Annotated in this window: 24 protein-coding genes and 1 tRNA gene; 17 read left to right on the top strand and 8 right to left on the bottom strand. The window is 69.0% G+C overall.

What is annotated here, in order from left to right; translation table 11 throughout:
- The first annotated feature begins 25 nt into the window (after positions 1–25).
- From RAH40_RS03070 to RAH40_RS03060, 3 genes are all read left to right on the top strand, one after another.
- Positions 26–100: transfer RNA gene (locus tag RAH40_RS03070), tRNA-Gln, on the top strand.
- Between the two features lie 1,026 nt (positions 101–1,126).
- Positions 1,127–3,604, top strand: coding sequence for a putative Ig domain-containing protein (locus RAH40_RS03065; RefSeq protein WP_306600606.1), 2,478 nt, complete (start codon positions 1,127–1,129; stop codon positions 3,602–3,604).
- 53 nt (positions 3,605–3,657) lie between these two features.
- A complete protein-coding gene (locus RAH40_RS03060) occupies positions 3,658–4,734 on the top strand; it encodes a hypothetical protein (RefSeq protein WP_306600605.1) in 1,077 nt (358 codons plus the stop codon).
- Between the two features lie 41 nt (positions 4,735–4,775).
- On the opposite strand, the gene RAH40_RS03055 is transcribed toward RAH40_RS03060, so the two are convergent.
- Positions 4,776–5,636: an aminotransferase class IV gene (locus tag RAH40_RS03055; protein WP_306600604.1), complete on the bottom strand. Its 861-nt coding sequence runs from the start codon at positions 5,634–5,636 to the stop codon at positions 4,776–4,778.
- A 224-nt stretch (positions 5,637–5,860) separates the two neighbouring features.
- On the opposite strand from RAH40_RS03055, the gene RAH40_RS03050 reads away from it, so the two are divergent.
- Together RAH40_RS03050 and RAH40_RS03045 are read left to right on the top strand one after the other, a co-directional pair.
- The gene (locus RAH40_RS03050) at positions 5,861–6,673 is read left to right on the top strand and encodes a substrate-binding domain-containing protein (protein ID WP_306600603.1); all 813 of its coding nucleotides are present in this window, start codon (positions 5,861–5,863) and stop codon (positions 6,671–6,673) included.
- A complete protein-coding gene (locus RAH40_RS03045; RefSeq protein WP_306600602.1) occupies positions 6,670–8,631 on the top strand; it encodes an ATP-binding protein in 1,962 nt (653 codons plus the stop codon). Before RAH40_RS03050 ends, RAH40_RS03045 begins: the two co-directional genes overlap by 4 nt.
- Here the strand turns inward: RAH40_RS03045 and RAH40_RS03040 are convergent.
- Both RAH40_RS03040 and RAH40_RS03035 read right to left on the bottom strand, forming a co-directional pair.
- Positions 8,624–8,977, bottom strand: coding sequence for a PilZ domain-containing protein (locus RAH40_RS03040; protein ID WP_306600601.1), 354 nt, complete (start codon positions 8,975–8,977; stop codon positions 8,624–8,626). The genes RAH40_RS03045 and RAH40_RS03040 overlap by 8 nt on opposite strands.
- 138 nt (positions 8,978–9,115) lie before the next feature.
- The gene (locus tag RAH40_RS03035; protein ID WP_306600600.1) at positions 9,116–9,883 is read right to left on the bottom strand and encodes an FKBP-type peptidyl-prolyl cis-trans isomerase; all 768 of its coding nucleotides are present in this window, start codon (positions 9,881–9,883) and stop codon (positions 9,116–9,118) included.
- Between the two features lie 119 nt (positions 9,884–10,002).
- On the opposite strand from RAH40_RS03035, the gene RAH40_RS03030 reads away from it, so the two are divergent.
- Genes RAH40_RS03030 through RAH40_RS03020 form a run of 3 tightly spaced genes read left to right on the top strand, consistent with a single transcriptional unit; the run spans position 10,003 to position 11,862 of the window.
- Positions 10,003–10,911, top strand: a complete 909-nt coding sequence (locus RAH40_RS03030) for an FAD:protein FMN transferase (protein WP_306600599.1) — start codon at positions 10,003–10,005, stop codon at positions 10,909–10,911.
- Positions 10,912–10,915: 4 nt separating this feature from the next.
- Positions 10,916–11,356, top strand: coding sequence for an FMN-binding protein (locus RAH40_RS03025; protein ID WP_306600598.1), 441 nt, complete (start codon positions 10,916–10,918; stop codon positions 11,354–11,356).
- Positions 11,353–11,862, top strand: a complete 510-nt coding sequence (locus RAH40_RS03020; protein ID WP_306600597.1) for a hypothetical protein — start codon at positions 11,353–11,355, stop codon at positions 11,860–11,862. Before RAH40_RS03025 ends, RAH40_RS03020 begins: the two co-directional genes overlap by 4 nt.
- A gap of 53 nt (positions 11,863–11,915) precedes the next feature.
- Here RAH40_RS03020 and udk read toward each other — a convergent pair whose 3' ends face one another.
- From udk to RAH40_RS03000, 4 genes are read right to left on the bottom strand one after another with little or no spacing between them, the layout of a single operon-like run.
- Positions 11,916–12,554, bottom strand: coding sequence for a uridine kinase (gene udk, locus RAH40_RS03015; RefSeq protein WP_306600596.1), 639 nt, complete (start codon positions 12,552–12,554; stop codon positions 11,916–11,918).
- A gap of 5 nt (positions 12,555–12,559) precedes the next feature.
- On the bottom strand, positions 12,560–14,107 hold the full coding sequence (locus RAH40_RS03010; RefSeq protein ID WP_306600595.1) for a kelch repeat-containing protein: 1,548 nt from the start codon (positions 14,105–14,107) through the stop codon (positions 12,560–12,562).
- 2 nt (positions 14,108–14,109) lie between these two features.
- Positions 14,110–15,195 carry a CofH family radical SAM protein gene (locus RAH40_RS03005; RefSeq protein ID WP_306600594.1) on the bottom strand — a complete coding sequence of 362 codons (1,086 nt, stop codon included), beginning with the start codon at positions 15,193–15,195 and terminating at the stop codon, positions 14,110–14,112.
- An 11-nt stretch (positions 15,196–15,206) separates the two neighbouring features.
- Complete coding sequence (locus RAH40_RS03000; RefSeq protein WP_306600593.1) at positions 15,207–15,374, bottom strand: hypothetical protein; 168 nt, start codon at positions 15,372–15,374, stop codon at positions 15,207–15,209.
- Between the two features lie 127 nt (positions 15,375–15,501).
- Between RAH40_RS03000 and RAH40_RS02995 the strand changes: the two genes are divergently transcribed.
- From RAH40_RS02995 to tatC, 6 genes are all read left to right on the top strand, one after another.
- Positions 15,502–16,362 carry an AraC family transcriptional regulator gene (locus RAH40_RS02995; RefSeq protein ID WP_306600592.1) on the top strand — a complete coding sequence of 287 codons (861 nt, stop codon included), beginning with the start codon at positions 15,502–15,504 and terminating at the stop codon, positions 16,360–16,362.
- Between the two features lie 247 nt (positions 16,363–16,609).
- Positions 16,610–17,866, top strand: coding sequence for a porin (locus RAH40_RS02990; RefSeq protein WP_306600591.1), 1,257 nt, complete (start codon positions 16,610–16,612; stop codon positions 17,864–17,866).
- Positions 17,867–17,906: 40 nt separating this feature from the next.
- Complete coding sequence (locus tag RAH40_RS02985) at positions 17,907–19,490, top strand: flavocytochrome c (protein ID WP_306600590.1); 1,584 nt, start codon at positions 17,907–17,909, stop codon at positions 19,488–19,490.
- Positions 19,491–19,492: 2 nt separating this feature from the next.
- Positions 19,493–19,969, top strand: coding sequence for a cytochrome c3 family protein (locus RAH40_RS02980; protein ID WP_306600589.1), 477 nt, complete (start codon positions 19,493–19,495; stop codon positions 19,967–19,969).
- A 28-nt stretch (positions 19,970–19,997) separates the two neighbouring features.
- A complete protein-coding gene (locus tag RAH40_RS02975) occupies positions 19,998–20,165 on the top strand; it encodes a twin-arginine translocase TatA/TatE family subunit (RefSeq protein WP_306600588.1) in 168 nt (55 codons plus the stop codon).
- Positions 20,166–20,168: 3 nt separating this feature from the next.
- The gene (gene tatC, locus RAH40_RS02970; protein WP_306600587.1) at positions 20,169–20,948 is read left to right on the top strand and encodes a twin-arginine translocase subunit TatC; all 780 of its coding nucleotides are present in this window, start codon (positions 20,169–20,171) and stop codon (positions 20,946–20,948) included.
- Between the two features lie 52 nt (positions 20,949–21,000).
- On the opposite strand, the gene RAH40_RS02965 is transcribed toward tatC, so the two are convergent.
- Positions 21,001–21,711 carry a hypothetical protein gene (locus RAH40_RS02965; RefSeq protein WP_306600586.1) on the bottom strand — a complete coding sequence of 237 codons (711 nt, stop codon included), beginning with the start codon at positions 21,709–21,711 and terminating at the stop codon, positions 21,001–21,003.
- Positions 21,712–21,822: 111 nt separating this feature from the next.
- Between RAH40_RS02965 and RAH40_RS02960 the strand changes: the two genes are divergently transcribed.
- The 3 genes from RAH40_RS02960 to RAH40_RS02950 all read left to right on the top strand — a co-directional run bounded on the left by RAH40_RS02960 (position 21,823) and on the right by RAH40_RS02950 (position 26,165).
- Positions 21,823–22,173: a hypothetical protein gene (locus RAH40_RS02960; protein WP_306600585.1), complete on the top strand. Its 351-nt coding sequence runs from the start codon at positions 21,823–21,825 to the stop codon at positions 22,171–22,173.
- Positions 22,174–22,248: 75 nt separating this feature from the next.
- Positions 22,249–25,380 carry a serine/threonine-protein kinase gene (locus RAH40_RS02955; RefSeq protein ID WP_306600584.1) on the top strand — a complete coding sequence of 1,044 codons (3,132 nt, stop codon included), beginning with the start codon at positions 22,249–22,251 and terminating at the stop codon, positions 25,378–25,380.
- Positions 25,381–25,868: 488 nt separating this feature from the next.
- Positions 25,869–26,165, top strand: a complete 297-nt coding sequence (locus RAH40_RS02950; RefSeq protein ID WP_306600583.1) for a YciI-like protein — start codon at positions 25,869–25,871, stop codon at positions 26,163–26,165.

Genomic DNA, 26,165 nt, shown 5'->3' with positions numbered 1-26,165 from the left:
GGGGACACGCTAGAATCCAGTCACTTGGGGAGTCGCCAAGTGGTAAGGCAGCAGGTTTTGATCCTGCCTATCGAGGGTTCGAATCCTTCCTCCCCAACCAAAACGGGCCCCGGAAGGGGCCTGATTTGGTTGGGGAGGAAGGATTCGAATCGGCAATGGTGCGCAGGTAGGGCAAGGCGGACGCGCCCCGCGCGGCCGCCGGTCTCCCGAAGGGAGATGCCCGTGCGCAGCCAGTGCCGCGGCCCGGAGGGGAATCCTTCCTCCCCAACCAAAACGGGCCCCGGAAGGGGCCTGATTTGGTTGGGGAGGAAGGATTCGAATCGGCAATGGTGCGCAGGTAGGGCAAGGCGGACGCGCCCCGCGCGGCCGCCGGTCTCCCGAAGGGAGATGCCCGTGCGCAGCCAGTGCCGCGGCCCGGAGGGGAATCCTTCCTCCCCAACCAAAACGGGCCCCGGAAGGGGCCTGATTTGGTTGGGGAGGAAGGATTCGAATCGGCAATGGTGCGCAGGTAGGGCAAGGCGGACGCGCCCCGCGCGGCCGCCGGTCTCCCGAAGGGAGATGCCCGTGCGCAGCCAGTGCCGCGGCCCGGAGGGGAATCTCCATGCGCAGCCACGCCCGGCCTTGTGTTCTCGCGAGGGTTCTTCCATCGCCGACCCTAACGGGATAGCCCATTCGGAGGGAATTCACGACCTTTCACTAGAAATTCGGGGAAAAGACAGGGCAAAGCGCAGATGTGCGGTCCGGGCCAGGACAATCGCCTTTGGGCCCTTGCCGAAGAAGGCCCAATCAGGCCATAATTTAGGCCCAAATAGGCAACGATTCCACTGGTGGCTTCCAGTTTCCATTCAACAAATCCACCGATCCGAATTCCATGTTTGTTAAGCAATAAGCCGAAAAGATCGGCCAGGTTGCAAAAGGTATCAAGTAAAAAACATTGGCCAATTGAGCCGGTGAAATTTCTGGCTGGAGGCCACCCTTGAAGCACGCTTCCGTTTTGCGCTGCATTGCGAATATTGCTGGCTTGACCCTTTGCTTCTTGATGCCGGCTTGCCTGGGCCGTGACGACTCATTTCGTGAAGCAGGGGTCCACCCCCCCACGGGATTGATATATACCCTCAACACGGCCGTGTACGCAAAGGGTGTCGCCATCGCCAGCAACAGCCCTTCCAGCGGGGGCGGCGCGGTGGTGTCCTACTCGGTGTCCCCGGCCCTGCCCGCGGGCTTGGTCCTGAGCACCGGCACCGGCGTCATCAGCGGCACGCCCACGGCGGTTTCGGCTCTCGCCAGCTATACGGTGACGGCAGCCAATACCGGAGGCAGCACCACCAAGGATCTGACGATCACCGTCAATGATGCTGCGCCCAGCGGCCTGGCCTACACCCTCGGCGCTGCGGTCTACGCCAAGGGATCCGCCATCGCCCCCAACAGCCCCACCAGCGGGGGCGGCGCGGTGGTGTCCTATTCGGTGTCCCCTGCCCTGCCCGCGGGGCTGAGCCTGAACACCGCCACGGGCCAGATCACGGGCACCCCCGCGGCGGTGGCGGCCCTGGCGACCTACACGGTGACGGCCACCAATACGGGCGGAAGCACCACCAAGGATCTGACGATCACCGTCAATGATGCTGCGCCCAGCGGCCTGGCCTACACCCTCAGCGCTGCGGTCTATGCCAAGGGATCCGCCATCCCCCCCAACAGCCCCACCAGCGGGGGCGGCGCGGTGGTTTCCTATTCGGTGTCTCCGGCACTGCCGGCGGGGTTGATTCTGAACACCGGCACCGGCCAGATCACGGGCACGCCCACGGCGGTGGCAGCCCTGGCGACCTACACGGTGACGGCGACCAATACGGGCGGCAGCACCACCCAGGACCTGACGATCACCGTCCATGAGGCGACCGTCATCATCGCCGGCAACGCGGGCGCTGCGGGTGTGCTCATGACCTGTTCCGGCGGCACGGCGACGGCGGATGGATCGGGCAACTACACCTTCAGCGTGGCCTACGGGTGGTCCGGGACGGTCACGCCGGCCCTGGCGGGCTACACCTTCTCGGCCCCCAGGACCTACACCGACATCGTGGCGGATCAGGCCGGCCAGGACTACACGGCGACGGCCATCACCTTCACGATCTCGGGCGCCCTGGGCGCCAGCGGTGCCGGGGCTTCCCTGGCCTACACCGACGGCTCGGCCAAGACGGCCACGGCCGATGCTTCAGGCCATTACGCCTTCACGGTGTCCTATGACTGGTCAGGCACGGTCACCCCGAGCCTTGCGGGCTTCGTCTTCACGGTCGACAGCCGGACCTACGCCCATGTCCTGGCCGACCAGACGGCCCAGGACTACACCCTGACCGCGGTGAGGGTGCCGCCCAGCTATGCGGGGTGCTTCATGGGCCTGGGTTCCGGCGATAGCGGCGGAGGGTCCATGCCCGGCTACTGGGTTGATGGGACCTGGTTCGATCTCCCGCTCCTGGAGCCCGGCCAGGATGCATGGGTCACCGCTCTCGCCGTGTCCGGGCGGGACCGGGACGTCCTTGCGGTCGGCTTCTGCACGCGCGATGCCGGGGGGAGCGTCCCAGGGTATTGGAAGAACGGGACCTGGGTTGGCCTCCCGGTGCTGAATGGAGGCGGGGACGCCCAGGCCACCGCCATCCTCGTGTCCGGGGGCGACGTCTACGTCGCAGGCCTCATTAACGGTACCTCGGGTGTGGTTGTTCCGGGCTATTGGAAAAACGAGGCCTGGATCGGCCTCACGCCCCTGGCCAGTGACCGGAACTCCCTGGTGGTCGCCCTGGCAACCTCCGGGAGCGAGGTCCTTGCCGCGGGCTACAGCAGCGACGTCAACAACGTAGGGGTTCCCGGCTACTGGCGGAACGGGGTCTGGAGACCCCTGTCCCAGTTGGATATCACCAGGGAATCGTCCGCCACCGCCGTGGTCGTGGACGGGGATGACGTCTATGCCGGCGGCTTCAGCACGGATTCCTCTGGGGTGCAGATTCCGGGCTACTGGAAGAACGGGATCTGGACGGGTCTCGATCGGCCAGACAGCAACACGGACTGGATGGTCATCAGCCTGGCCGTTTCTGGCAGTGATGTCTATGCAATGGGCTTCAGCCTGGCCAATACGATGGGTGCATCCATCGCCGGGTATTGGAAGAACGGAGCCTGGGTCGTCCTTCCCCCGTTGTCGGTCGATGGATCCTCGGTGAGTACGGTCCTCGTCGCGTCCGGGAAGGACGTCTTCGTGACGGGGGCCAGCACGACCGCGGACGTGACGGTCACAGGCTATTGGAAGAATGGGACCTGGTTCAGCCTCCCCTCCCCCGACCCTGCCAGTCCCGGGATTCCCCTTTCCTTCGTGGCCCCTTCCTACATCATTTCAGGCAACGCGGGAGTGGCGCGGGCGGTGCTGACCTACACGGACGGGACGACCAGGACCGCCGTGGCCGACGGGGACGGGAACTACTGCTTCAGCGTGTCCCCCGACTGGTCGGGGACGGTGACGCCCTCCAAGCCGGGATCCGTCTTCACGCCGGCCAGCAAGGTCTACACCCATGTCCAGGCCGACCAGACGGCCAAGAACTTCTCAGCGGTCACGAACCCCGGCTGATCAACTCCAGGACCCCCCCCTGATCCCAACGACGATTCCTGGAGACTGCTCCCATGATTTCCCGCCTTTTCCTTTCCCTCACCGTCATGCCGGCCCTGGTGGCCGGAACCTACGATCCCAGGCCTGATCTTGAGGCCGGGCGCTACCTCAAGACGCTCAGGGGCGCCGAGACCCGGATTCAGGCTGAGCCGGGGAACGCTCTGGCCTGGGCAGCGAAATCCCAAGCACTTACGGCAATGCAGCGCTTCGGGGAGGGCCTCGCGGCGGCCGAGAAGGCGCTGGTCCTCGCCCCCCGGCTCGCGGATGCGATGATGGCCCGAGGGCTGGCCAAGGCGGGGCTGGCCCTCCAGCAGCGAAACCCGGGAAGCCTCAATCGCGCCTTGGGGGCGATGAAGGATTTGGAAGCCGCTGCCAAGGCGGACCCTCGCCTGGCGACGGCCTGGATGACCCTTGGGCTTGCCTATCAGCAAATCCCTAGAATCATGGGTGGTTCCACTCAGAAGGCACTGGCTTGCGCCGGGAGCCTGCGCAGCCTCGCCCCCGCCCGTGGGGAGCTGCTTCAAGGCGTCGTGCTGGCCATGGGCAACCGCTGGGTGGAGGCCGAGCCGTGCTTCGACCGCGCCCTGGCGCAGGATCCAGCCGATCCCGAAATCGTCTACGGTTATCTGGATGCCCTCGGCAGCCGGAACGTCCGCAGGTACCTGGGCGAGACCGAGCAGAAGCATCGCCTGGCCAAGGAGGCCCGGCGGCTGCTGCCTCTGGTGAAGACCCGCGCCAGGGCGATCGAAGCCATTGCGGATGCCCTTCTCGACGCCGGACAGCCTGAAGAAGCCTGGAGCATTTCCAAGGCAGCCATCGACCAGACGGACGCCCCGAGCCTGGTGCGCCTTCAATTGGGCAAACTGGCCGCTCGCAGCGGGCTGCACCAGGAGGAGGGCCTGGCCTATCTGGAGCAGGCCCTGAGGGAGCCCATGGAGGGCGGTTCGGCGGGCCATGCCGGAGCCGGCTGGCGGAAGGGGCAGATCCTGAAGGCGCTGGGAAAGCACGAGGAGGCCCGAATGGCCGCTGAATCCGCCCTGAAGCTGGACCCGAAACACCCCGGAGCCACCCGGTTGCTGACCGTGGATTGACGTCCCGCAGGCGGGGTCCGGGTGCCGCGGCAAGCCGCGGGCTATTCGAGGTGGTCCCGTTTGAAAGCCGCGTAGAGCTTCTGCAGCCGATCGGTGATCGGCCCCTTGGAGCCGCCGGACAGGACGGTGTCGTCCACCTGGATCACCGGCATCACTTCCGAGACCGTGCTTGAGATGAAATTCTCATCCGCACGTGCGAAGTCCTGGAGGTGGAGGCGCTGCTCCCGCACCTCCATGCCGTCCTTGCGGGCCAGTTCCATGACGAAGTGGCGCGTGGTGCCGGGCAGGATGTTGTCGAGTTCGGGGGTGAGCAGGACGCCGTCCTTGATGCAGAAGATGGACGAGCTGGGGCCTTCCGTGAGATAGGGGCCCCCGGCGTCCTCGCGGAAGAACAGGGCCTCGAAGGCCCCCTTCTCCTTGGCGTGCTGCTTGCCCAGGACGTTGGAGAGGAGGTTGATGGTCTTGAGGTGGCAGTAGCCGCCGCGGGTGTCGGGGAAGGTGACGGTCCTGACGCCCACGCTCCAGCAGTTCTCGGGCATCTTCCGCAGGGGGATGAGGACGATGAAGAACGTGGGGCGCACGCCTTCGGGGAACGTGTGGTAGCGGGGGGCCTCGCCCCGGGTGATCTCCAGGTAGAGCTCGCCGTCCAGGACGCCGTTGCGCCGGGACAATTCCCGGCAGGCCTCCAGCAGCTCGGCGTCGGAGTAGGGGAATTCCATGCGGAGGGCGGCGGCGCTGTCGCGCATGCGGGCGATGTGCTTGGCGAAAAGCAGGAACCTGCCGTTGACGCAGCGGATCACTTCGAACAACCCGTCGGCGAAGCACAGACCGCGGTCCTGGATGCTCAGGAGCTTGTCGGTCTCCTCGTGGAACCCCCCGTTGAAAAAGATCTGCCGGCCCATGCGACGCTCCCTTTCCTGCGATGATAAATTTGTTACTCGGCGAAGATGCCGTGAAAAATATTTATCAAATGATACCCCCTCATGCCCGGGAGAGCACATCATGGTTGAAGGAAACCCATGATCGAGCCCGAACGGACGTTTTGCGACGGGTCGGCATGTTGCTATGGCCTGGGCGCCTTCCTGACGGCGAGTTGAACATGGATCTAGCGCGTGGAATCACCAGAATGCTTCTGGTTCCAGCCCTCTGGCTGGCCCTGGCCGCGACCCTGACCGCGGATGCCGGGGGCGTGCTCCGCATCGGAGGGGCGGGCGCGGGACTGGGGACCTTGCGGATCCTGGCCGGGGAATTCGAAACAGCCCATCCGGGGACCCAGGTGAAGATCGTCCCCAACCTGGGGACCTCCGGGGGGATCAAGGCCCTTCTGGCCGGCGCGGTCGATCTGGCCATCAGCGCCCGGCCTCTGCTGCCCGCCGAAATCCAGGCCGGAGCCCGGCTCCACCCCTATGGCCGGACTCCATTCGTCTTCATCGCCAACCGGGACGTTCCGGAAACGGACCTCACCACCGCCGGGCTGGCCCGGATCCTGAAGGGCAGCCGTACGGCCTGGGCCGATGGCGGGCGCATCCGGGTGATCCTCCGGCCGGTGACGGATGTGGACACGGCGATTCTCATCGCCCTCTCGCCGGACCTGGGTCCGGCCTTGAAGGAGGCCCACGACCGGCCGGGCATGTTCGTAGCGGCCACCGATCAGGAGGCCCTGGCCTCGGTGGGCCGGATCCCGGGCGCCCTGGGCACCACGTGCCTGGCCCAGCTCTCCACCGAGCCGCATGCCGTGAAGGTGCTCAGCCACAACGGCGTGGTGCCCGGCCTCCAGGCCCTGGCGGAAGGCCGCTATCCCTTGGCCAAACGCATGGCCCTGGTGTCCGCGCCCCGGTCCCCTGCCCTGGTCCAGGCGTTCCTGCGGTTCATCCGCTCCGGCCGGGGCCGCGCCCTGCTTTCGGCCACGGGCCATCTGCCGGAAGAAGGTGCGCCTTGATCGGCCCGGACGGCAGGATCCTGACCCGGGCCGTTCTGTTCACGACGATCTTCTCGCTGGTCGCGGGGTTCGTCCTGCCCGCCGTGTTCGTGGCCCGGTCCATCGGCAGCCTCAGGGGCATCATGGAGACCGAGGCGGAGCTGAACGCCGACCTGGTCAGCCGGATCATCACCGCGAATCCGGACCTGTGGCGCTACGAGACGGCCCGCCTGGAGGAGTTGCTGGCGCGCAGGGGGCGGTCCCGGACCCCGGAGGCCCGGCGCCTGTTCGACAGTCAAGGGACCCTGATCTGCGAAAGCGCTGAACGGCTCCGGTTCCCCACCGTCCGGATCGCCTTCCCCATCCTGGACGCAGGGGCGGCCGTGGGGCGTATCGAGATCGAGCGTTCCTTCCTGCCCGCGCTGGCGGCGTCGGTGCTCCTTTCGCTGGCGGGACTGGCGGGGGGCCTCTGGCTGCGCCGTTTCCTGCCCTTCCAGGCTGCGGCCCAGGGCCATGCCTTCCTGCGGGAGGTCATGGAGGCCTGCAGCAACGCCATCGTGGTGCTGGACCGCCAGGGGCGGATCAGCCACTTCAACGGGCGGTTCAGGACGCTGGCGGGACGGCCCCGGGCGGACCTTGCGGGGCGGACCATGGCCGGCCTCTTCGAAGGCGAGCACCGGTCCCAGGTGGAAGCCCAGCTCCTGGACCTGGCCACCGGCAGGACCGCCAAGGCGGAATTCGAGACCCTGCTCCGCACCCCGGAGGGCGCCTCCCGGAACCTCCTGTTCGACGCGATGCCCCTTTCCGGTGAAGGCATCGTCCTTTCCCTCCTGGATATCACCGAGCGCCGGGCCGCCGAGGCCGGGCTTCGGGAAAGGGAACTCCAGGTTCAGCGTGCCCAGAAGATGCAGAGTCTCGGCAGCCTGGCGGGAGGGGTGGCCCATGACATGAACAATGTCCTCGGGGCCATCCTCGGCCTGGCCTCGGCCCATCTGGAAGTGCAGCCGGCCGGAAGCCCCGTACGGCAGGCCTTCGCCGTCATCGCCCAGGCCGCGGAACGCGGCGGGAAGGTGGTGAAGAGCCTCCTGGGCTTCGCCCGAAGCAAACCAGCGGAGGAGCGCAGGCTGGACATCAACACCCTGCTCCGGGCCCAGGCGAGTCTCCTGGAGCTCACCACCCAATCCACGGTTGAGCTGGAAATGGTCCTGGCAGAGGACCTCCCGCCCATGCTCGGGGACGCCGCCGCCCTCACCACCGCCGTGATGAACCTCTGCTCGAATTCCATGGAAGCCATGGACGGACCCGGCCGGATCACCCTCCGCACCCTGAGGGGCGAGGACGGCTGGATCGAGGTCCGGGTCGAGGACAACGGCCGGGGCATGGCCCGCGAGGTCCTGGAACGCGCCCTGGATCCCTTCTTCACCACCAAGGAGGTGGGCAAGGGCACGGGGCTCGGACTCGCGATGGTCTTCAGCACCGTGCGGGCCCACCGGGGCGAGATGGACCTCCAGAGCGAACCGGGCCACGGCACCTGCGTCCGGATGCGGTTCCCGCCCCTCGCCGAGGGGGCGGAACCGGCCCGGAACCGGCCCGCGGGCGCGGGCCTGAAGGTCCTGCTGGTGGACGACGACGAACTGATCCAGACGTCCCTGGCCCAGGTGCTTGGCATGGGAGGCCACGCGGTGCAGGGGGCGGTCAGCGGCGAGGAGGCCCTGGCGCGGGTCCAGGCCGGTTGCAGGCCCGACGTCGTCATCCTGGACCTGAACATGCCCGGACTGGGGGGGGCCGGATCCCTCCCCCGCCTACGGGCCCTTCTGCCGGACGTGCCGGTCCTCCTGGCCACGGGGCGGGCCGACCAGACCGCCCTGGATCTGGCCTCCGCCTACCCCGCGGTCCTTCTCGTTCCCAAGCCCTTTTCCGCAAGCGACCTGGAGGCGGCCTTCGCGCGGATGGCGCCCTGGAGGGAAATCCCTACTTAGGCACGGTGGCGATCACGTACTCCGAGATCTCCCGCTCGCAGTCCGCGGGCGTCTCCACGAACTCCACGCCGGCGGTGATCCACTGGTCCTTGGGCCCCGCGGCGTCCCTGTGCCAGGCCACCTTGCCCTTCAGGGAGTATTTCTTGGCGTCGGAGTGGAAGAGGATCATGTTCTCCAGGATCGGCTTGCCCTTGAGGTACTGGGCCGAGCCGATGGGCAGCTTGACGCAGCACCCGTGGGTGCCGATGTTCGACACCTGGATCTTGTTGAATTCCTTGCCGCCCAGGTGGAACTGGGTGGTGTAGTCCGAGACGAGGGACGTGCGGGAATACTTTCGCTTTTCCATGGAATCCTCCTGGAGGCGCGGTTTCGACAGGCCCTCCCCGCTTGTCGGAGGGGAGCGTCAACGGTGGAACAGGAGGTTAGATGACCCCGGCCACCCCCTGTGACCGCGGGCCGGTAAAAAACCTAAGTCGTGGCGCTGTTAGAGGATATCCACCAGCTCCACGTCGAAAACCAGCATCCCGGCGGGCATCCCCTTCTCGCCCCGGTAGGCCAGCTTCTCGGGGACCCACAGGCGGGCCTTGGCGCCGGGGGAAAGCAGCGGGATGGCTTCGGTCCAGCCGCGGATGACCTGGTCCAGGGCGAAGGCGGCGGGCTGGCCCGTCTTCCAGGAACTGTCGAACATGCGTCCGTCGGTGGTCCACCCGGTGTAGTGCACCTGGACGCGGCTCTTGTAGGTGGGGTGGGGCCCCTTCCCCTCCTTGAGGATGCGGATGGCCAGGCCCGAGGACAGGACGCGGGCGCCCTCGCCCGGACCGGCAACGTCGGCCGGGGCCTTGAAGGGGGAAGGCGCGGTTTCCACCAGTTCCATTTCCAGGACGAGGGTTCCGGTTGGGCGGCCCAGGGCCGGGGGAATCCAGAAGCGCCGCTGCTCCCCCGACCGCATGAGCTGGAGCCCTTCGGCCATGCCCTTCATGAGCCGCGGCAAGGGCCGCGTGAAGGGGCCGTCATGGCGGGCGGTGGAATCCACCACCTTGCCGTCCGGGCCCCAGAGGGTGTATTCGACCGTCACCAGGTCCTCGGGGCCGGGCCTGGGCCCGGTGCCGGGGCGGAGCACCACCGAGGCCAGGCCCGTGGCGGTCAGGGCGGCCTGGGCGGGAGCGATCAGGTCCGCGGGGACGGGCGGCACCGGGTAGCGGTCGGCGGCGGAAAGCAGGGCGCAGGGGAGGAGGAGGGCATGGAGTCGCATGGAAGCCATGCTCTCCTGGATGGGGGTCGGGAGGCAAGGTGCCCACCCGCGCGAAGGAAGGGCGATTCCCGGTCCGCCAGGAGCTTGACAAGCCTTCCATTTTGTTGAGAATGAGTCTCATGTCTTTCCTCCCCCTCCTCCTTCCCCTGGCCGTCCTGGGCGCGCCCGCCGCGACCCTGGACCGGGAGGTCCTCTGCATGGGAACCCGCCTGGGCATCCACCTGGAAGGCCCCGGGGTCACCGAGGCCTCGGGCCGCATCCTCCGGGAGCTGGACCGGATCGAGCGCGCCTGCTCCACCTGGGACCCCGGCACGCCCTGGAGCCGGCTCAACGCCGCCAAGGGCGCGCCGGTGAACCTGGACGCCGAGTGGCTGGACCTGCTGGGCGCGGCCAAGGCCTGGAGCCGGCGGACCGGGGGCGCCTTCGATCCGGTGCTGGGGCGGCTCCTGGCGGCCTGGGGCATCCGGTCGGGGGGGCGGGTCCCTTCGGCGGCGGAGCTGGACCGGGCCCGCCGGGCTTCGGGCAGCGCGCTCCTGGTGCTGGAGCCCGGCAGCGCCCGGCTCCTGGATCCGGAGGCGGCCCTGGAGGAGGGCGGCTTCCTGAAAGGCTACGCGCTGGACGCGGCCCGGCGCGTTGCGGCCGGAACCTCGGGCTGGCTGGACTTCGGGGGCCAGATCCTCGCCTGGGGCGCGCCCCGGGAGGTGGGGGTGGCCGACGCGGACGACCGCGGGGCCACCCGGTTCACCCTGGTGCTTCCGGACGGCATGTCCCTTTCCTCCAGCGGCTGCGCGGAACGGGGCCGGCACATCCTGGACCCCGCCACGGGCGGGCCCTGCCCCGACTGGGGCGCGGTGGCCGTGGCGGCGGCCTCCGGGCTGGACGCGGACGTGCTCTCCACGGCCCTCTACGTCATGGGGCCGGACCGCGGGTTCCTCTGGGCCGCGGACCACGGGGCGGCCGCGGCCTTCCTCCTCCACGGCGGCGAGGTGCGCGAAACGGCGGCCTTCGCGGCCCTGAAGGCGAGGTGACCGCATGCGCCGGCTCCTGTTCCTCTGCGCCCTGCCCCTCGCGGCCGCCCTACCTTCCCAGCAGGAGGCCCTGGCCCTGGCCTTTCCCGGCGCGACCGTGACCCGCAGGGACCACCCCGCGGCCTTCGAGGCCCGCAGCGGCGGGAAGCTCGTGGGGGTGGCCTTCTTCGACACGCACCGGGTGCGCGCCCAGATGGAGACGGCCATGGTGGCCATCGGCGCGGACGGACGGATCCTCCGGGTGGAGGTGGTGGCCTTTTCCGAACCGGCCGAATACATGGCCCGGGGCGCATGGCTCAGGCAGTTCGACGGGAAGCGCGAGGAGGTGGTCCTGGGAAGGACCATCAAGCCCCTGGCCGGATCCACCCTCACGGCCGCCGCGCTCACGGATGCGGCGAAACGCGCCCTGGCGCAGTTCCAGGCGCTCTACGGAGCGGCGAGATGAGGCCCCTGGAAAGGTGGAGCCTGCATCTGTCCGCCGCGGGCATGGCGCTCACGGGCCTGCTGTACGGCTGGCTCAAGTACTTCCACCAGCGCGCGGGGGATTTCGGCCCCGAACCCTACCGGCTGCAGGGCTGGAGCCAGCACGCCCACGTGGTCCTGGGGCCCCTGCTGGTCTTCACGCTGGGAGTGATGGTGCGGGGGCACGTGGTGCCCGCACTTCGGTCGGGCACCCGCAGGGGACGCCGGTCCGGGCTCTGGGTGGCGGGCATCCTGGCCCCCATGGTGATGGCGGGCTATGGCATGCAGGTCTGCGTGGATCCGGCGTGGCGCGCGGCCCTGGCCTGGGTCCACGGTCCGTCGTCGCTGTTGTTCCTCGCCGCCTACGGCTTCCATCTCCTGGGACGGGCCCGGCGGGAGCGCTTCGACCGGAGGGCGGGGCGAAGGGGCCGGCCGGATTACCTGGGTAAGGACCGGGCGGCCTACCTTCCGGCGGGCTCCGGCCGATAAGGAAGCCGGATACGCAAGCGGCTGGCGATTCCGGATCTTCTGGACCCGTGGGCCTAGCCCTGGGCGCCCAGGCGTCCCAGCACGTGGTGGAGCAGCATGTCCAGGGCCGTGGTGTTCTCGACGCCCACGGGGACGATCAGGTCGGCCCAGCGCTTGCTGGGCTCCACGAATTCCAGGTGCATGGGGCGCACGGAGTTCAGGTACTGGTCGATGACGCTCTCGATGGAGCGGCCGCGCTCGGCGGTGTCGCGCTGGATGCGGCGCAGGATCCGGATGTCGGCGTCGGTGTCCACGAAGATCTTCACGTCCATCTGGTCGCGCAGCTCGGGCAGCGCGAAGAGCAGCAGGCCTTCGAGTACCACCACCTGGCCGGGGGAGAGGGGTTCCTCCCAGCCCACCCGGTCGGAGGTCTTGAAATCATAGATGGGTTTGCGGATGGGCTGCCCCTGGGCCAGGGCCTTGAGGTGGGAGGCCATGAGCTCCAGGTCGAAGGCGTGGGGATGGTCCCAGTTGATGGGGCCGCCGTGGAAGCGGGCCTTCACGACTTCCAGGGGGGCGTAGTAGGCGTCCATGTCCAGGAGGAGGGCGTCGACGCCCTCCTCGCCCATGCGCCGCAGGAGCGCGTTGGCGATGGACGTCTTGCCGCTGCCGGAGCCGCCGACGATGCCGAAGAGCAGGGTCTTGTTTTCCATTCCGTTCACTCCTTGCCCATCCCCCACACCAGGACGGAACCGTCGTTGAGCTTCAGCCCCGCCGGCCGGGCGCGCCGGATCCTCATGGATCCGGCGGGGACGAGGGTCTTCTTCCTGAGGTCGAGGATCTCCACGGAGCCCGAGGGCGCGTCGGGGGAACCGCCGCCGACCACCAGGGCCCGGGTCTTGTCCAGGGGCACCACGGCCGCGCCCGGGCGATCCTTCACGTCGGGACCGGCGGGCGCGGGCCGCAGGGTCGCCAGGAGCGCCTGCAGGTCCTCCCGCCAACCGAGGGGCGTCATGCCGCCGGTGCGCGGATCCACCTGGTCCACCACCTCGCCGATGGCCAGGACCCGGCCGTCGGGCAGGAGGCCCAGTTGGGTCGTGCCCTCCCGCAGGGTTCCGACCACCGCCCCCTGACGGGTGCGGGCATCCCAGCGGTCCAGGGGATCGCCGAAGGCGGGAGCGCCCATCACCAGGACGCCGCCGTCCTTGAGGGGCACCAGCACGGGACCCAGGTAGCCGTTGGCCAGGCGGGGGCCGGGAACGGCCGCGGGCAGGGCCAGGGGATCCGCGCAGGCGAGGATGCGCAGGCTTCGCTCCGCCAGGTAGAAGCCGCCGTTCCAGGCGGGGCTGGGATTGCCCTGGAGGTCCAGGGCGGGGCCGCGGGTGACCGTCTCCTTGACGGGATCCAGGATGTCCATGTCCGCCACGGGAACATCGGGGTCCAGGCCCACCCCGGCCCACAGGCAGACCCGGCCATCGGCCAGCACTTCGGCCTGGTGCCGGGCCCGGGGCTGGGGGGCCTGGGACCAGGAGGAGAGCGTGGACCAGCGGGGATTGAAGACCTCCACGGGGAGGCTGGGGCCGGAGGCGGCACGCCGGCCACGGACCTTCTGCTCGGAAGGCCAGCCTCCGGTGATGGCCACCCGGCCGTCCTTCAGGCGCACCAGCCGGAAGAAGTTCCGGGGACGGGCCAGGGTGCCCTTGGAGGAGGGGCTTTTCCGGCCGTCCCAGGTGAACAGGGATCCGGAGGCGCCGTCCACCAGGAGCACCCGGTCGTCCAGTTCCACGGCATCCGCGGAAAGGGCGAAGGCGGCCTCGGGCAGGGCCTTGAAGGCCGCGGCGCCCGGTTCCAGGACCTCGGCCGGGGCCGGAGCCTCGGTGCCGCCCAGCACCAGGACCCGGCCGTCCTTCAGGGCCAGGGCGCGGTGGCCCTGCCGGGCCCGGGTCAGGGGAGGGCCCGGGGTGAAGCGGTTGGTGGCGGGATCGAACCACTCGGTGGTGGGGCCCTTGAGGGTGCCGCCGGTGATGAGCACGCGGCCGTCGGGCATGGGGGTGGCCTGGAAGTCCGTGCGGGATTCCAGGAAGGAGCCCACGGAGCGGCCCCGGCCCGTGGCGGGGTCCACGCGCTCGGCAGAACTGCCGGCCGCCGGTACGGTGGGGTCGCCCTTCACGGCGGGGGCGGCGGCCCTGGGAGCCTTGGGGGGCCGGGGCTTCACGGCTCCCGGTGCCAGGACCAGCGCCAGGCTGAGTGCGGTTCCGAGGACCATGGTCAGGCCACGGGATGGTAGATGTTGTCCCGCTGCCAGGGTTCGAAGCCCGCCCCGCGGATCATGCGTTCCATCTCCTCCCGGTTCACCGAATAGCAGGTGCCGGCGGCGCTCACCACGTTCTCCTCCAGCATGAGGCTGCCCATGTCGTCGCAGCCGTAGTGGAGGGCCATCTGCCCGGTCTTGCGGCCCATGGTGACCCAGGAGCTCTGCATGTGGGGGATGTTGTCCATGTAGATGCGGGCTATGGCGATGGTGCGCAGGTACTCGGAGTCGGTGGGCCGGGGCACCTTGCCTTCCCAGAGGGTGTGCCCGCTCTGGAAGGGCCAGGCCGCGAAGGCCGTGTGGCCTCCGCCGTTGGCCCTGGCCAGGGCCCGGTCCTGCTGCTCGCGCAGCACCCGGAAGTGCTCCACCCGCTCGGCCAGGGTCTCGGTGATGCCGAACATCATGGTGCCGGTGGTCTTCATGCCCACGGCGTGGGCGGCCTCCATGACCTCCAGCCACTTCTCCGGTCCGCCCTTGAGGGGGGCGATGCGCTTGCGCACGCGCTCCACCAGGACCTCGGCCCCGCCGCCCGGGATGCTCCCCAGGCCCGCGTCGCGCAGGTCCAGGATCGTCTTTTCCAGGGACTGGCCGCTCAGCTTGGCCATCATCTGGATCTCCACCGGGCTGAACCCGTGGACCCAGATGCCCAGGGACCGCAGGTACGAGCACAGCTCCAGGTAGTAGCTCCAGGGCAGATCGGGATTCACCCCGCCCTGCAGCAGGAAGCCCGTGCCGCCCACCGCCTTGGTCTCCTCGGCCTTCTGGCGCAGCTGCTCGCGGGTGAGGAGGTAGCCGGCGCGGCTGCCGGGCTTGTGGTAGAAGGCGCAGAAGGTGCAGTAGACGTTGCAGATGTCGGTGTAGTTGACGTTGCGGTCCACCACGTAGCTGACCCGGGCGGGGTCGTTCAGGCGCCTGCGCACGGCGGAGGCCGCCGCGGAGAGGTCCGGGAGGCTGGCGTCCTCGAAGAGGCGCAGGGCCTCATCCGCGTTGATGCGCCGGCCCGCCATCACCGCCTGGAGGATGGACGAGGTGCTCGCTGCCATGGACTCCATGGCTATACCTTGTATCCCATCACGGCCAGGCACCGGCGGCAGATGCACTCCTGGCCCTCCACGGCGTGATTGAAGGCCTCCAGGGGATACTCGATCCTGCACTTCTGGCAGACCTGCTTGGGGACTTCCTGCTTTTCCGCTGCGGGCGTGGCGGGCACTGCTTCGGCCATGCGTTCCTCCATCGCGTCCAGGATACCATCCCCGCGGAATCCAGCCACGCCGGGGCCTCCGGGCATTCGATCTTTTAATCACGAATGGCTGGAATCCTGTTATTCTGCATGCATTCCCAGGGATTCCATGCCCCGCAGCGCCCTGTCCATCTTCCCCATCACCGAGGTCCGCAACCTGCGCTTCCAGTGCAGCGAGCCGGCCCTGCACGCGCACCCCTTCCACCAGATCTTCGTGCTCACCCGGGGCGGGGGCACCCAGACCATGCACGGCGAGACCGTGGCGTTCAAGGCCCCCTGGGTGCTCGTGATCCCCCGGGGCCAGGCGCACCTGTACCTCCCTTCGGCGGACTCCGAGGGCTGGTCCATCGGGTTCACGGACGAATACCTCCCCCCCGGAAGCACCCTCCTTGCGTCCAATGCCTTCCCGGCCGGGGGCGTGGCGGTGGCGGTCCCCGGCATCGCCGAGCGCCTCTGCGGGCTGGCCCGCATCCTCCACGAAGGCGAGGGGGAGGCCAGCGGCAGCTGCCCCACGGTGCAGTTCCACGTGCTGGCCGCCTTCCTGCAGCTGCTGCACCACGCCTGCCAGCTGCAGCAGCCCGCCGACCGGAGCCTGCCCCTGGCGGACCACCTCCTGTTCCAGCGTTTCACCCGGCTTCTGGACGAGGCCTACCGGTCCCGGTGGGAGGTGGGGCGCTTCGCCCGGGAGCTGCGCTGCTCCCAGCGCAAGCTGGTCACCATCTGCCAGCGCACCCTGGGCAAGTCCCCCCACGCCGCCCTGGAGGAACGCCGGATGATCGAGGCCCGGCGGATGCTCACCCAGGGCGCGGAGTCCGTGCAGCAGATCGCCCTGGACCTGGGCTTCGAAGACCCGTCCTACTTCGCCAAGGCCTTCCGCCGGGTGGTGGGCCAGACGCCCACGGACTACCGCAACCAGCGCCTGGGCCTGAACCCGGAATGGGCCAGGAATTACCAGCCCGCGACCCATTAATACCAGGACCTCGCCGGGCCCAGCCCGGGAAGGGTCCGCCCCTTCGGTGAAACCCACTGCCGGCGCGGTTCCAAGGGCCCGGTAAACCAGCCGGGATTCCACCGGAACCTGAGTGATTGTTCCCTGGGTCGCCCAGACCCCCAGCCCTAGGATTAATAAAAGACCTGCTGGTCAATTGACACGGGTCAAGCCTGAAACCTCTACCCCACCTGGGCGGCCAGCGGCCTGCCCATTCAAAGGAGTTACAATGATTTCAAGGCGTACGCTCTCACTTGCCACCGGTCTCCTCGCGGTTGCCGCCGCCGGCCAGGCCCAGGACAAGCCCAACGTCACCATCTACGGCACCCTCATCGCCTTCGCGGACAACGTGCAGGCCTCGGATGCCAGCACCCGCGCCGCGGACGGCAACTCCCTGGTGACCGTCTCGCCCACCGCCACCAACGTCCCCTCCAAGCTGCGCATCACCTGCAGCACGTCCAACCTGGGCTTCAAGGGCGACTTCAAGATCAAGGGCGACGACCTCAAGCTCATCTGGCAGGTGGAGAGCTCCGTGAGCGTGGACGGGGACCAGCCCAGCGTCCTGGCCGGCCGCAACAGCGCCATCGGCCTCTCCGGCGCTTCCTGGGGCACCGTCCTCGTGGGCAACTGGGACACCCCCTACAAGTTCCCCACCCTTTTCACCGGCACCCAGCGCGGGCTCTTCCCCTTCGACAACAGCCTGACCGGCAACCCCGGCTTCAACGTGCCCGGCACCGTCACCAACTCAGGCCGCGCCGGCACCAAGAACGACGCCTCCTTCAACCGCCGCCAGGGCAACAGCCTCCAGTACTGGACCCCCGACATGTCGGGCTTCAGCGCCCGGGTGGCCTACTCGGTCAACGAGACCAAGCCCACCTCCGACGCCCCCACCCAGGTGCAGTACTCCCCCACCGTCATCTCCGCCCTGCTGAGCTACCGCACCGGCGGCCTCACGGTGCACTACGGCTACGAGCGCCACAACGACTACTTCGGCCTCAGCCAGCTCACCGCCGGCGCCACCGCCCCCAGCCTCACCAACGCCTCGTCCAAGGACGAGGGCCAGGAACTGGCGGTGTTCTACGCCATCCCCTCCACCGGCACCCGCATCACCGGCATCGTGGAGCAGCTGACCTACCGGAACGACGAGACCGTGGCCGGCAAGGTCAGCGAATACAAGCGCACCGCCTGGGGCGTGTCCGCCCAGCAGAGCTTCGGCCAGCACAAGATCTGGGGCCTCTACGGCACCGCCGACAAGGGCAGCGCCAAGCTCGTGGGCGGCGCCGGCGCGAACGTCGAGGGCCTGGGCGCCACCCAGGTGACCCTGGGCTACAACTACGCCATCACCCGGACCGCGGACGTCTTCGCCACCTACTACACCGTCGTCAACAAGGCCGCCGCGACGTACGGCGCCTTCCCCGTCCTCGCCGGCATCAACCCCGGCGCGGACACCCGGGCCTTCGGCGTGGGCGTGCTCTACACCTTCTAACCGCAGAATCCGGGCCCGCGGGCCCGCAAGGAGGAACATCATGAGTGACGAGAAGAACGGACTTTCGAGGCGGGGCTTCCTGGGCGCCGGCGGCGCCATCATGGGCGGCCTGGCCCTGACCCAGCTGCCCCTGGAGGGCGCGGCCCCCAAGGGTGGAACGGTCGTGGATTCCACCATGCCCCGCAAGTGGGACGAGACCTTCGACGTGGTGATCGTGGGCAGCGGCTTCGCAGGCCTGGCCGCGGCGTACGAGGCCAGGAAGGCCGGGGCCTCCGTGGTGGTGCTGGAGAAGATGCCCACCCCGGGCGGCAACTCCATCATCAACGGCGGCATCGTGTCGGCCGCCGGCAGCCCGCTGCAGGCGAAGATGGGCATCAAGGACTCCCCCGAGCTCATGGCCAAGGACATGATGGTGGCGGGCCTCGGGCTCAACCACCCCGGCCTGGTCAAGCTCATCTCCGAGAAGTCCACGGAGACGGTGCTGTGGACCATCAGCGAGCTGGGCGTGAAGTACCTGGACAACGAGCTCGTGCAGGAGGGTGGCCACACCGTCAAGCGCAGCTACAAGACCTACAACTCCAGCGGCTCGGCCATCGTGCTGCCCCAGCTGGCCAAGCTCAAGGCCCTGGGCGTGGAGCCCCGCCTGGAGACCTTCGTCACGAAGATCTACCGGGACAAGGACGGCCGGGTCAAGGGCCTGCAGGTCCGCGAAGGCTACGAGTTCCCCAAGGCCGACAGCGGCAAGCTCAGGACCATCCGCGCCCGCAAGGGCGTCGTGCTGGCCCACGGCGGCTTCGGGCAGGACGTGGCCTACCGCATGATCCAGGACCCCAAGCTCACCGCCAAGGTCGAGAGCACCAACCAGCCCGGAGCCACCGCCGAGCTGTGGCGCGAGGCCTCCCGCATCGGCTGCAACATCATCCAGGGCGACTGGATCCAGGTGGGCCCCTGGGCCAGCCCCGACGAGAAGGGCTTCGGCCTGGCTCCCCACTTCGCCCAGGAGGCCGCCTCGATGTACGGCATCTGGGTGGACGCCACCACCGGCAAGCGCTTCATCGACGAGCTGGCCAACCGCAAGATCCGCGCCGACGCCATCATGATGCTCATGAACCAGGGCCACAAATGCATCGCCTTCGCCGACGCCAAGGCCGTCTCCCGGCTCACCCCCGGCGTCATGGACAAGCTGCAGAAGTCCGGCGTGGTCAAGGCCTTCAACAGCCTTGAAGCCGTGGCGGACGCCTACGGCATGCCCCGGGCCGCCTTCCTGGAGACCGTCGCCAAGTACAACACCAACATCCGCAACAGCGATCCCAAGGATCCCAAGGACGACATCAAGGTCAGCACGAAGCTCCCCCAGGGCACCCTGCCCCTGGAGACCGCGCCCTTCTATGTCTCCCGCCTGCTCCCCAAGGTCCACCACTGCATGGGCGGCATCTACACCAACACCGAAGCCCAGGCCATGGACGTCTCCACGGACAAGGCCATCGAAGGCCTCTACGCGGCCGGCGAAGCCACGGGCGGCGTCCACGGCGCGGTGCGCCTGGGCAGCTGCGCGGTCATCGACTGCCTCGTGATGGGCCGGGCCGCCGGTTCCAACGCCGCCAAGGCGAAGGCCTGGGGCTAGCCATGAAGCTCGTCTCCATCCTCCTTTCGCTGGGGATGCTCCTGCCCCTGGCTGCCGCCCCCAAGCGGCAGCCGGGGGTGGCGGCCACCCAGTGCGCCACCTGCCACGGCAAGGAGAAGGTGCTGCCCGCCGGCCACGCCGAGATCCGCAAGGCCAAGGCGGGCTCCTGCGGCGAATGCCACTCCGGCGAGACGGCCCTTCGGGCCAGGCTCCCCCTGTCGCACCGCCACGCCCTCGCGGGCGTCACCTGCGCGGACTGCCACGGCAAAGGCAGGCCCGAGGCCAAGGCCAAGCCCGAAGCCTGCGTGCGCTGCCACGAAATGGACGCCCTCATCGCCAGGACCGCCCAGGCCAAGGACCACAACCCCCACGCCGACCAGCACGGCTACGCGGCGAACTGCAACCTCTGCCACCACCAGCACAAGCCGTCCAAGAACCACTGTCTGACCTGCCATTCCTACAACTGGCCCGTGCCCTGAGCACGAGCGACCTTTTCCGGAGCACACCATGGGCAACCTGGGCATCACTGAAATCCTTCTGATCGGCGTCTGCCTGCTGATCTTCTTCGGGCCGTCCAAGCTGCCCGAGCTGGGCAAGTCCCTGGGCAGGGGCATCCAGGAATTCAAGAAGGCCAGCAAGGAGCTGACCAGCTCCGTCACCGACGAAAAGGCCTAGGCCATGGACTCCGCCGCCGTGACGACCGCCGACGAACGCATGTCCTTCCGGGAGCATCTGCAGGAACTGCGGGTGCGCCTGGTGCGCTCGGCCCTCACGGTGGCGGGGGCCTTCGCCCTGACCTACGCCTTCCGCCTCCGCCTGTGGACCTGGGCCCAGTGGCCCTTCCTGCAGGCCATGGGGCGCCAGCTGAAACAGGACCCGGCGAGGCTGCAGCCCTGGGCCTTCACCGACCTCACCGAACCCTTCTTCAGCCTCATGCGCCTGAGCGTCTGGGTCGCCGCCTTCCTGGCCGCGCCCGTGATCTTCCTGCAGGTGTGGGGCTTCATCAAGCCCGCCCTGGGCCCGCGGGAAAAGCGCCTGTTCATCCCCTTCATCCTGGCCACCAGCGGCATGTTCCTGCTGGGGCTGGCCTTCGCGTACACCCAGGCCTTCCGGTTCCTGGGGGACATCCTCTTCCAGGAGGCCGCCGGGGCGGGGCTTCGGGCCAACCTCCACATCGACAGCTATCTGGATCTCTTCCTCTCCACGCTGGTCGTCACCGGGCTGATGTTCGAGCTGCCGGTGCTCACCTTCTTCCTGGCCCGCTTCCGCATCGTCACGGCGAAGATGATGCTGAAGTACTGGCGCCACGCCACGCTGGCGATCGTGGTGGCGTCGGCCTTCTTCACGCCCGGCGACGTGGTGCTGACGACGCTCTTCTTCAGCTTCGTGCTCCTGGGCCTCTACTTCGTGTCCGTGCTGGTGGCCTGGGCGGCTGAACCGCGGCGGGCGCGCGGCTGAGGGTGTTCGCAAGGGCGCTGGAAAGGGGCGTCGGCATTTCCCGAACGCACCATCAGGAAGGCGCGCCGTCCGTCCCGCCGGGTCCCCACTGTTTCCAGACGATGTAGCCCCCCCAGGCCAGCGCGGCGAGCATGAGGCCGGCTCCGGCGAGCCAGAACAGCCGCGCGATGCGGACATCGTGGAGCAGCAGCCCGGTGCGGGAGAGGAGCTGGAACCAGTCGTGGCCCTCCCAATCCGTCTGCCCGGTCTCCCCGCTGGTGAGCAGCAGCTGGCGCACCCGGGCATCGGCGATGTAGGGCGCGCAGTCCAGGAGGCTCTGGCCCAGCCACCACGCCCCCGAACACGCTCCGAACGGGTTGTCCTGCTTCAGGAAGACCCCCGCCACCAGGAGGGGCACCAGCAGCTGCCCCAGGGTCCCCCCCAGGATCTGGAGGAAGGTGCCCAGGGGGCTGAAGACCACGTGGCCGGCCTCGTGGAAGGGCAGGTCGATCCAGTGGAGGAAGGACCCCATCAGCCAGGGCCCCTGCATGGGAAGGAGCAGGATCCGGAGGGTGACGATCCCCAGGAGCACCAGGAAGGCCCCCCGCACCGCCACCAGGCCCCGGTCCTCGCTGGGCCCGATGTGGAACATCCGCTCCTCCAGCCAGGAGGGTTCCCGTTCCTCGGGCCTGGGCCGGGGGCGGTAGCGGCTGAAGACGACGCCGCAGTGGACGCATTCCTCGAGCCCTTCGTCCTGGGGCTTCTGGCAGCGGGGGCAGAACATGGCCGGGAGCCCTCCTTCAGGAAATCAACAAAAAAGGCTTTCGGAATATGGGATCCATTGGTGTTTTTGTTGTACGATTTATATTATCCCATCAACCCCTGGAGGGTTGCCATGTCCGCGAACATCTGCCCCATCTGTTCCGGGGAGATCATGACATACAGGCGGTTCATGAAGGAGGCCGAGCCTTCCGGGGTCTCCGTTTGCCAGTGCTGCGGAGCCCGCCTGCGGCGCAGCCGGGGCGCGTCGCCCCTGCTGGTGTTCCTGGGGCTGGGCGCGACGGCGCTCTCGGCCCTGGCGGTGAACCTGGCGGTGCGGGAGGCGATTTCCATCGAGGCTTCGACGGCGATCGTGGCGGCGCTGGCCGGAGGCTACGTCCTGGTGGTCACCTTCCTCGGGAGGCGGCTGGCGGGATGGGTCGTGGACCGCCTGCACGTCGGGAGCATGGCCCTTGGCCGGAAATGAGTCGCGCATTCTATTGGGTTGGTCCTGGGCCCAAGGGATTGTAAGGTTTTCGAAGGAACCCCCTCCCGAGGTCCGATGACCCAAGCTCTGACCGTCAGCCAGCAGGCCAGAATCCTGAAATGGGCCATGGAGCGGGGCCTGCTGACGCAGGAGGAGATCGGGCTGTCCACCCACGCGGATGCGGCCACCCTCTCCGAATCGGACCTGTCCGACCGCTTCAACGCCCTCCATGCCGCCGGCCGCCTCAAGGGCGTGCTGGACACGGCCATCGCCTGGGACCAGGAGGTGACGGCCGTCACCTCGGGCACGCCGGACTGGCTCCGGGCCATGGGCGAGGTGGCCGCCGCCATGGATCCCGAGGACCTGGCCGGTTTCGCCCTGCCCCGCGACGGGCGCTACCTGCCCCTGGCCTTCCTGGGGGACGGCGGCATGGGCTGCGTGTACAAGGCCTTCGACCAGCAGCTCAAGCGGGTGGTGGCCCTGAAGTTCCTCAAGCGCCTGGAGCGCGCGCCCATGGAGCGCTTCATCCAGGAGGGCCGGTCCCAGGCCCGCATCGAGCACCCCAACATCTGCAACGTCTACTCGGTCGATGAGTTCGAGGGGCAGCCCTACCTCTCCATGCGGTTCATCGCCGGCCCCACCCTCAGGGCGGCCCTGCCCCGCCTGAGCCTGGAGCAGAAGGTGCGCATCCTGGTGCAGGTGGCCCAGGCGCTCCACAGCTGCCACCGGGAGGGCATCGTCCACCGGGACATCAAGCCGACCAACATCATGCTCGAGGCCCGGGAGGACGGCTCCTGGTGGCCGTACCTGATGGACTTCGGCCTGGCCCGGGACCTGGGCGACGAGGGCCTGACCGTGCCCGGGATGCTCATCGGCACCCCCATCTACTGCAGCCCCGAGCAGGTGCAGGGGCGCATGGGGGAGGTGGACCGGCGCTCCGACGTCTATTCCCTGGGGGCCACCCTCTACGAGTGCCTGGTGGGCGCGCCCCCCTTCCCTTCCGGCGGCGCCCTGGTGGATCTCATCCGGCGCATCGCGGAGGAGGAACCCGTTCCGCCCCGCGACCGGGTCCCCGGCATCCCCAAGGACCTCCAGACCGTCGTCCTGAAGGCCCTGGAGAAGGATCCCGGCAGCCGGTACGAATCCGCGCGGGCCCTTGCGGAGGACCTGCAGCGGTACCTGGACGGGGATCCGATCCTGGCCCACCGCACCAGCCTGGCCTACCGCATCAACCGGCGCATCCGCAAGAACCGCGCCCTGGCCCTGGTCCTGGCCGTCTCCTCCCTGGCGGTGGTGGGCTTCGCGGCCTTCGGCGTCACCATGGCCGTGCGGGGCCGGGTCCAGAGCCAGAGCATCCAGCGCTACGGCCGCGAGGCCGAATACATGGAAGGCATCCTCCTCAAGGCCTACACCCTGCCCCTCCACGACGTGCGCATGGAGCGCGCCTATGTGCAGCAGCAGGTGGACCGGATCCTCGCCTCCATGGGAACCCTGGGACCCTGGTCCCGGCCCGCGGCGCGCCAGGCGCTGGGGCGCGGCTACCTGGCCCTGGACCGCCTGGAGGAGGCGCGCCGAGAACTGGAGCCCTCCCCGGGCGCGACCCCCCAGGACCCGGACAACGCCCTGGCCCTGGGCCTCACCCTCACCCGCCTCTACCAGGCCGAGCTGGAAGGCCTGCGCGGCAAGGCCCTGGAAGACCGGAAGAAGGAAACCGAGCAGGACCTGCGGCGCCCCGCCCTGGCCTGCCTGCGCCGCGCCCAGGGCGCCCACCAGGACGGCCCCGCCTACGTGGAGGGCATGCTGGCCCTGGTGGAGGAGCGCTACGAGGACGCCATCGCCAAGGCAAAGGAATACCAGCGCCTGGCCCCCTGGGCCTACGAGGCCTGGCTCCTGGAGGCCGACGCCCACCGGGCCCTGGCGGCCCAGGCCTACGGCACCGGGGACTTCAACGGCACCGAGCAGCGCCTGGCCCTGGCCGGCGAGGCCCTGCTCCAGGCCCGCAACGTGGCCCGCAGCGCGCCCCTGGCCTACCTGGGGGAGGTGCAGCGCCGCATCCTCCTGTTCCAGGTGAGGATGGACCGGGGCCGGGGCACCGAGGCCGACCGGGACTGGGCCCTGGAGGCCGCCGACCTGTGCCTGAAGGCCAACCCCGGGGACTGGAAGGCGCTGGGCTACCGCGCCGCCATCAACCGGCGCTGGGGCGTCGCCCTCATGAACCGGGACCAGGACCCCACGGCCAGCCTCGACGCCGCGGTGGCCGACGCGGAGAAGGGTCTGGCCTTCCGCCCCACCGACAATCCCCTGTGGAACAACCTGGGCACCTGCCTGCGCAACCGCGCCGACTGGGAACAGCGCCGGGGCCTGGACCCCACCCGCACCCTGGCCCGGGCCGTGGAGGCCCTGGGCAAGGCCCTGGACCGGCCCCAGTACAAGGACTGGCTGCTGGACAGCATCGGCAACTGCCACGCCCTCCTGGCCCGCTACCAGCTGGAGCACGGGCAGGATCCCACCGCCTCCGTCCTCATGGCCGTGGACCTGCTGGGCCAGGCCGCGGCCCTCAAGCCCTGGGTGGGCCACAACTCGTCCCAGGGCTATGCCCTGACGGACCTGGCCGCCTACCTCAAGATGAAGGGCCAGGATCCCATGCCCCGCTACGAGGAGGCCCGCAGGGCCTTCGAGGCCGGCCTGAGCCTCAACGCCAATTCCTACCTTTCCCGGCTGGGCATCGCCAACCTCCTGCTGGACCGCGCCGAGACCCGCCTGGAACGGGGCGTCTCCCCCGGCGACGACCTGGTCCGGGCCGCCGCCCACCTGGAAGCCGCCCTGAAGGTGAACCCCCGCGTGAGTCCCGAGGCCTACCCCGCCAGGGCCCGCTGCCGCGCCCTGGAGGCCCTGGCCGCAAAGTCCGCCGCCCCGCTGGCCGCGGCCCGCGCCGACCTGGCCAGGGCCGCCGCCGTCTCGGCCGACCGACCCGAAGTGGCCCAGGCCATGGCCCAGGCCTGGCTCCTGGTGCACCGGGCCGACCCCCAGGGCGGTGCCGCGGCCCGGGGCCTCGAGGCGCTGCGCCCGGCCCTCAAGGGGCATCCCTGGTCAGCGCAGGCCCTGTTCACCCAGGGCAGGCTCCTGGCCGCCCTGGGCCGGCGCGCCGAGGCGGAACGGGCCAGGGCCAGGGCGGTGGCCCTGAATTCCAACCTGGCGGGAGCCTGAAGGGCGTTCCGCGCCACCACAGCCAGGAGGTGATCCGCTCGAACAGGCCCCTGGGCTCCTCCCCGGTGACGGCGGGGACACCGGGCGTGGAGAGCGCGAGGTTCATCTCCCAGGCCGTCTCGTCCGCCGCGCGGTCCGCACGGCCCGGCGCGTCGAGGTGCGGCCGCATCGCCAGCCTCAGGTCGTTCTCGCTGAAGACCACCTCGTCACCCGTGCGCACCTCCAGGTGGTCGCAGTTCCGGCGAGTCCGGCCGCGGACGCGCCCCTCAAGCGCCGAGCCGGTTGATGGAATACATCGTCAGGGCAGCGAAACTCCAGACGGAAAGGATGATTGCGATCTCGAGACCAGTCATTGGGTCCTCCTTGAGCATGAATTGCGTATTAATGGCCCTTGGTTCCTTTGTTGAATTCCCAGGCCCGGGGGCGAAGAATCCAGGATGTTTCCGTACGGCCCCCAAAGGCCGATAAAGTCTAGGCAGGAGGCCCAGGTGCACTATCTACTGATCTACGACTACATCCCCGAAATCATGGAGCGGCGCGGCGCGTTCCGCGCCGAGCACCTGACCCTGGCGCGGCAGTACCAGGACCGGAACGAGCTCCTGCTGGGCGGCGTGCTCACCGAACCCGTGGACACCGGCCTGCTGCTGTTCCAGGGCGACGGCCCGGAAGCGGCCGAAGCCTTCGCCAAGGCCGACCCTTATGTGAAAAACGGTCTGGTGACCAAGTGGCAGGTGCGCCAGTGGCTGACCGTCGTGGGGCGCGACGCGGCCAGTCCGGTCCAGTAG

This window comes from Geothrix sp. 21YS21S-2 (assembly GCF_030846775.1).
In the GTDB taxonomy this organism is placed as follows: Bacteria; Acidobacteriota; Holophagae; order Holophagales; family Holophagaceae; genus Mesoterricola.
The sequence above is the reverse complement of the archived record's forward strand: the minus strand, read 5'-3'. Positions and strand labels throughout refer to the sequence as shown.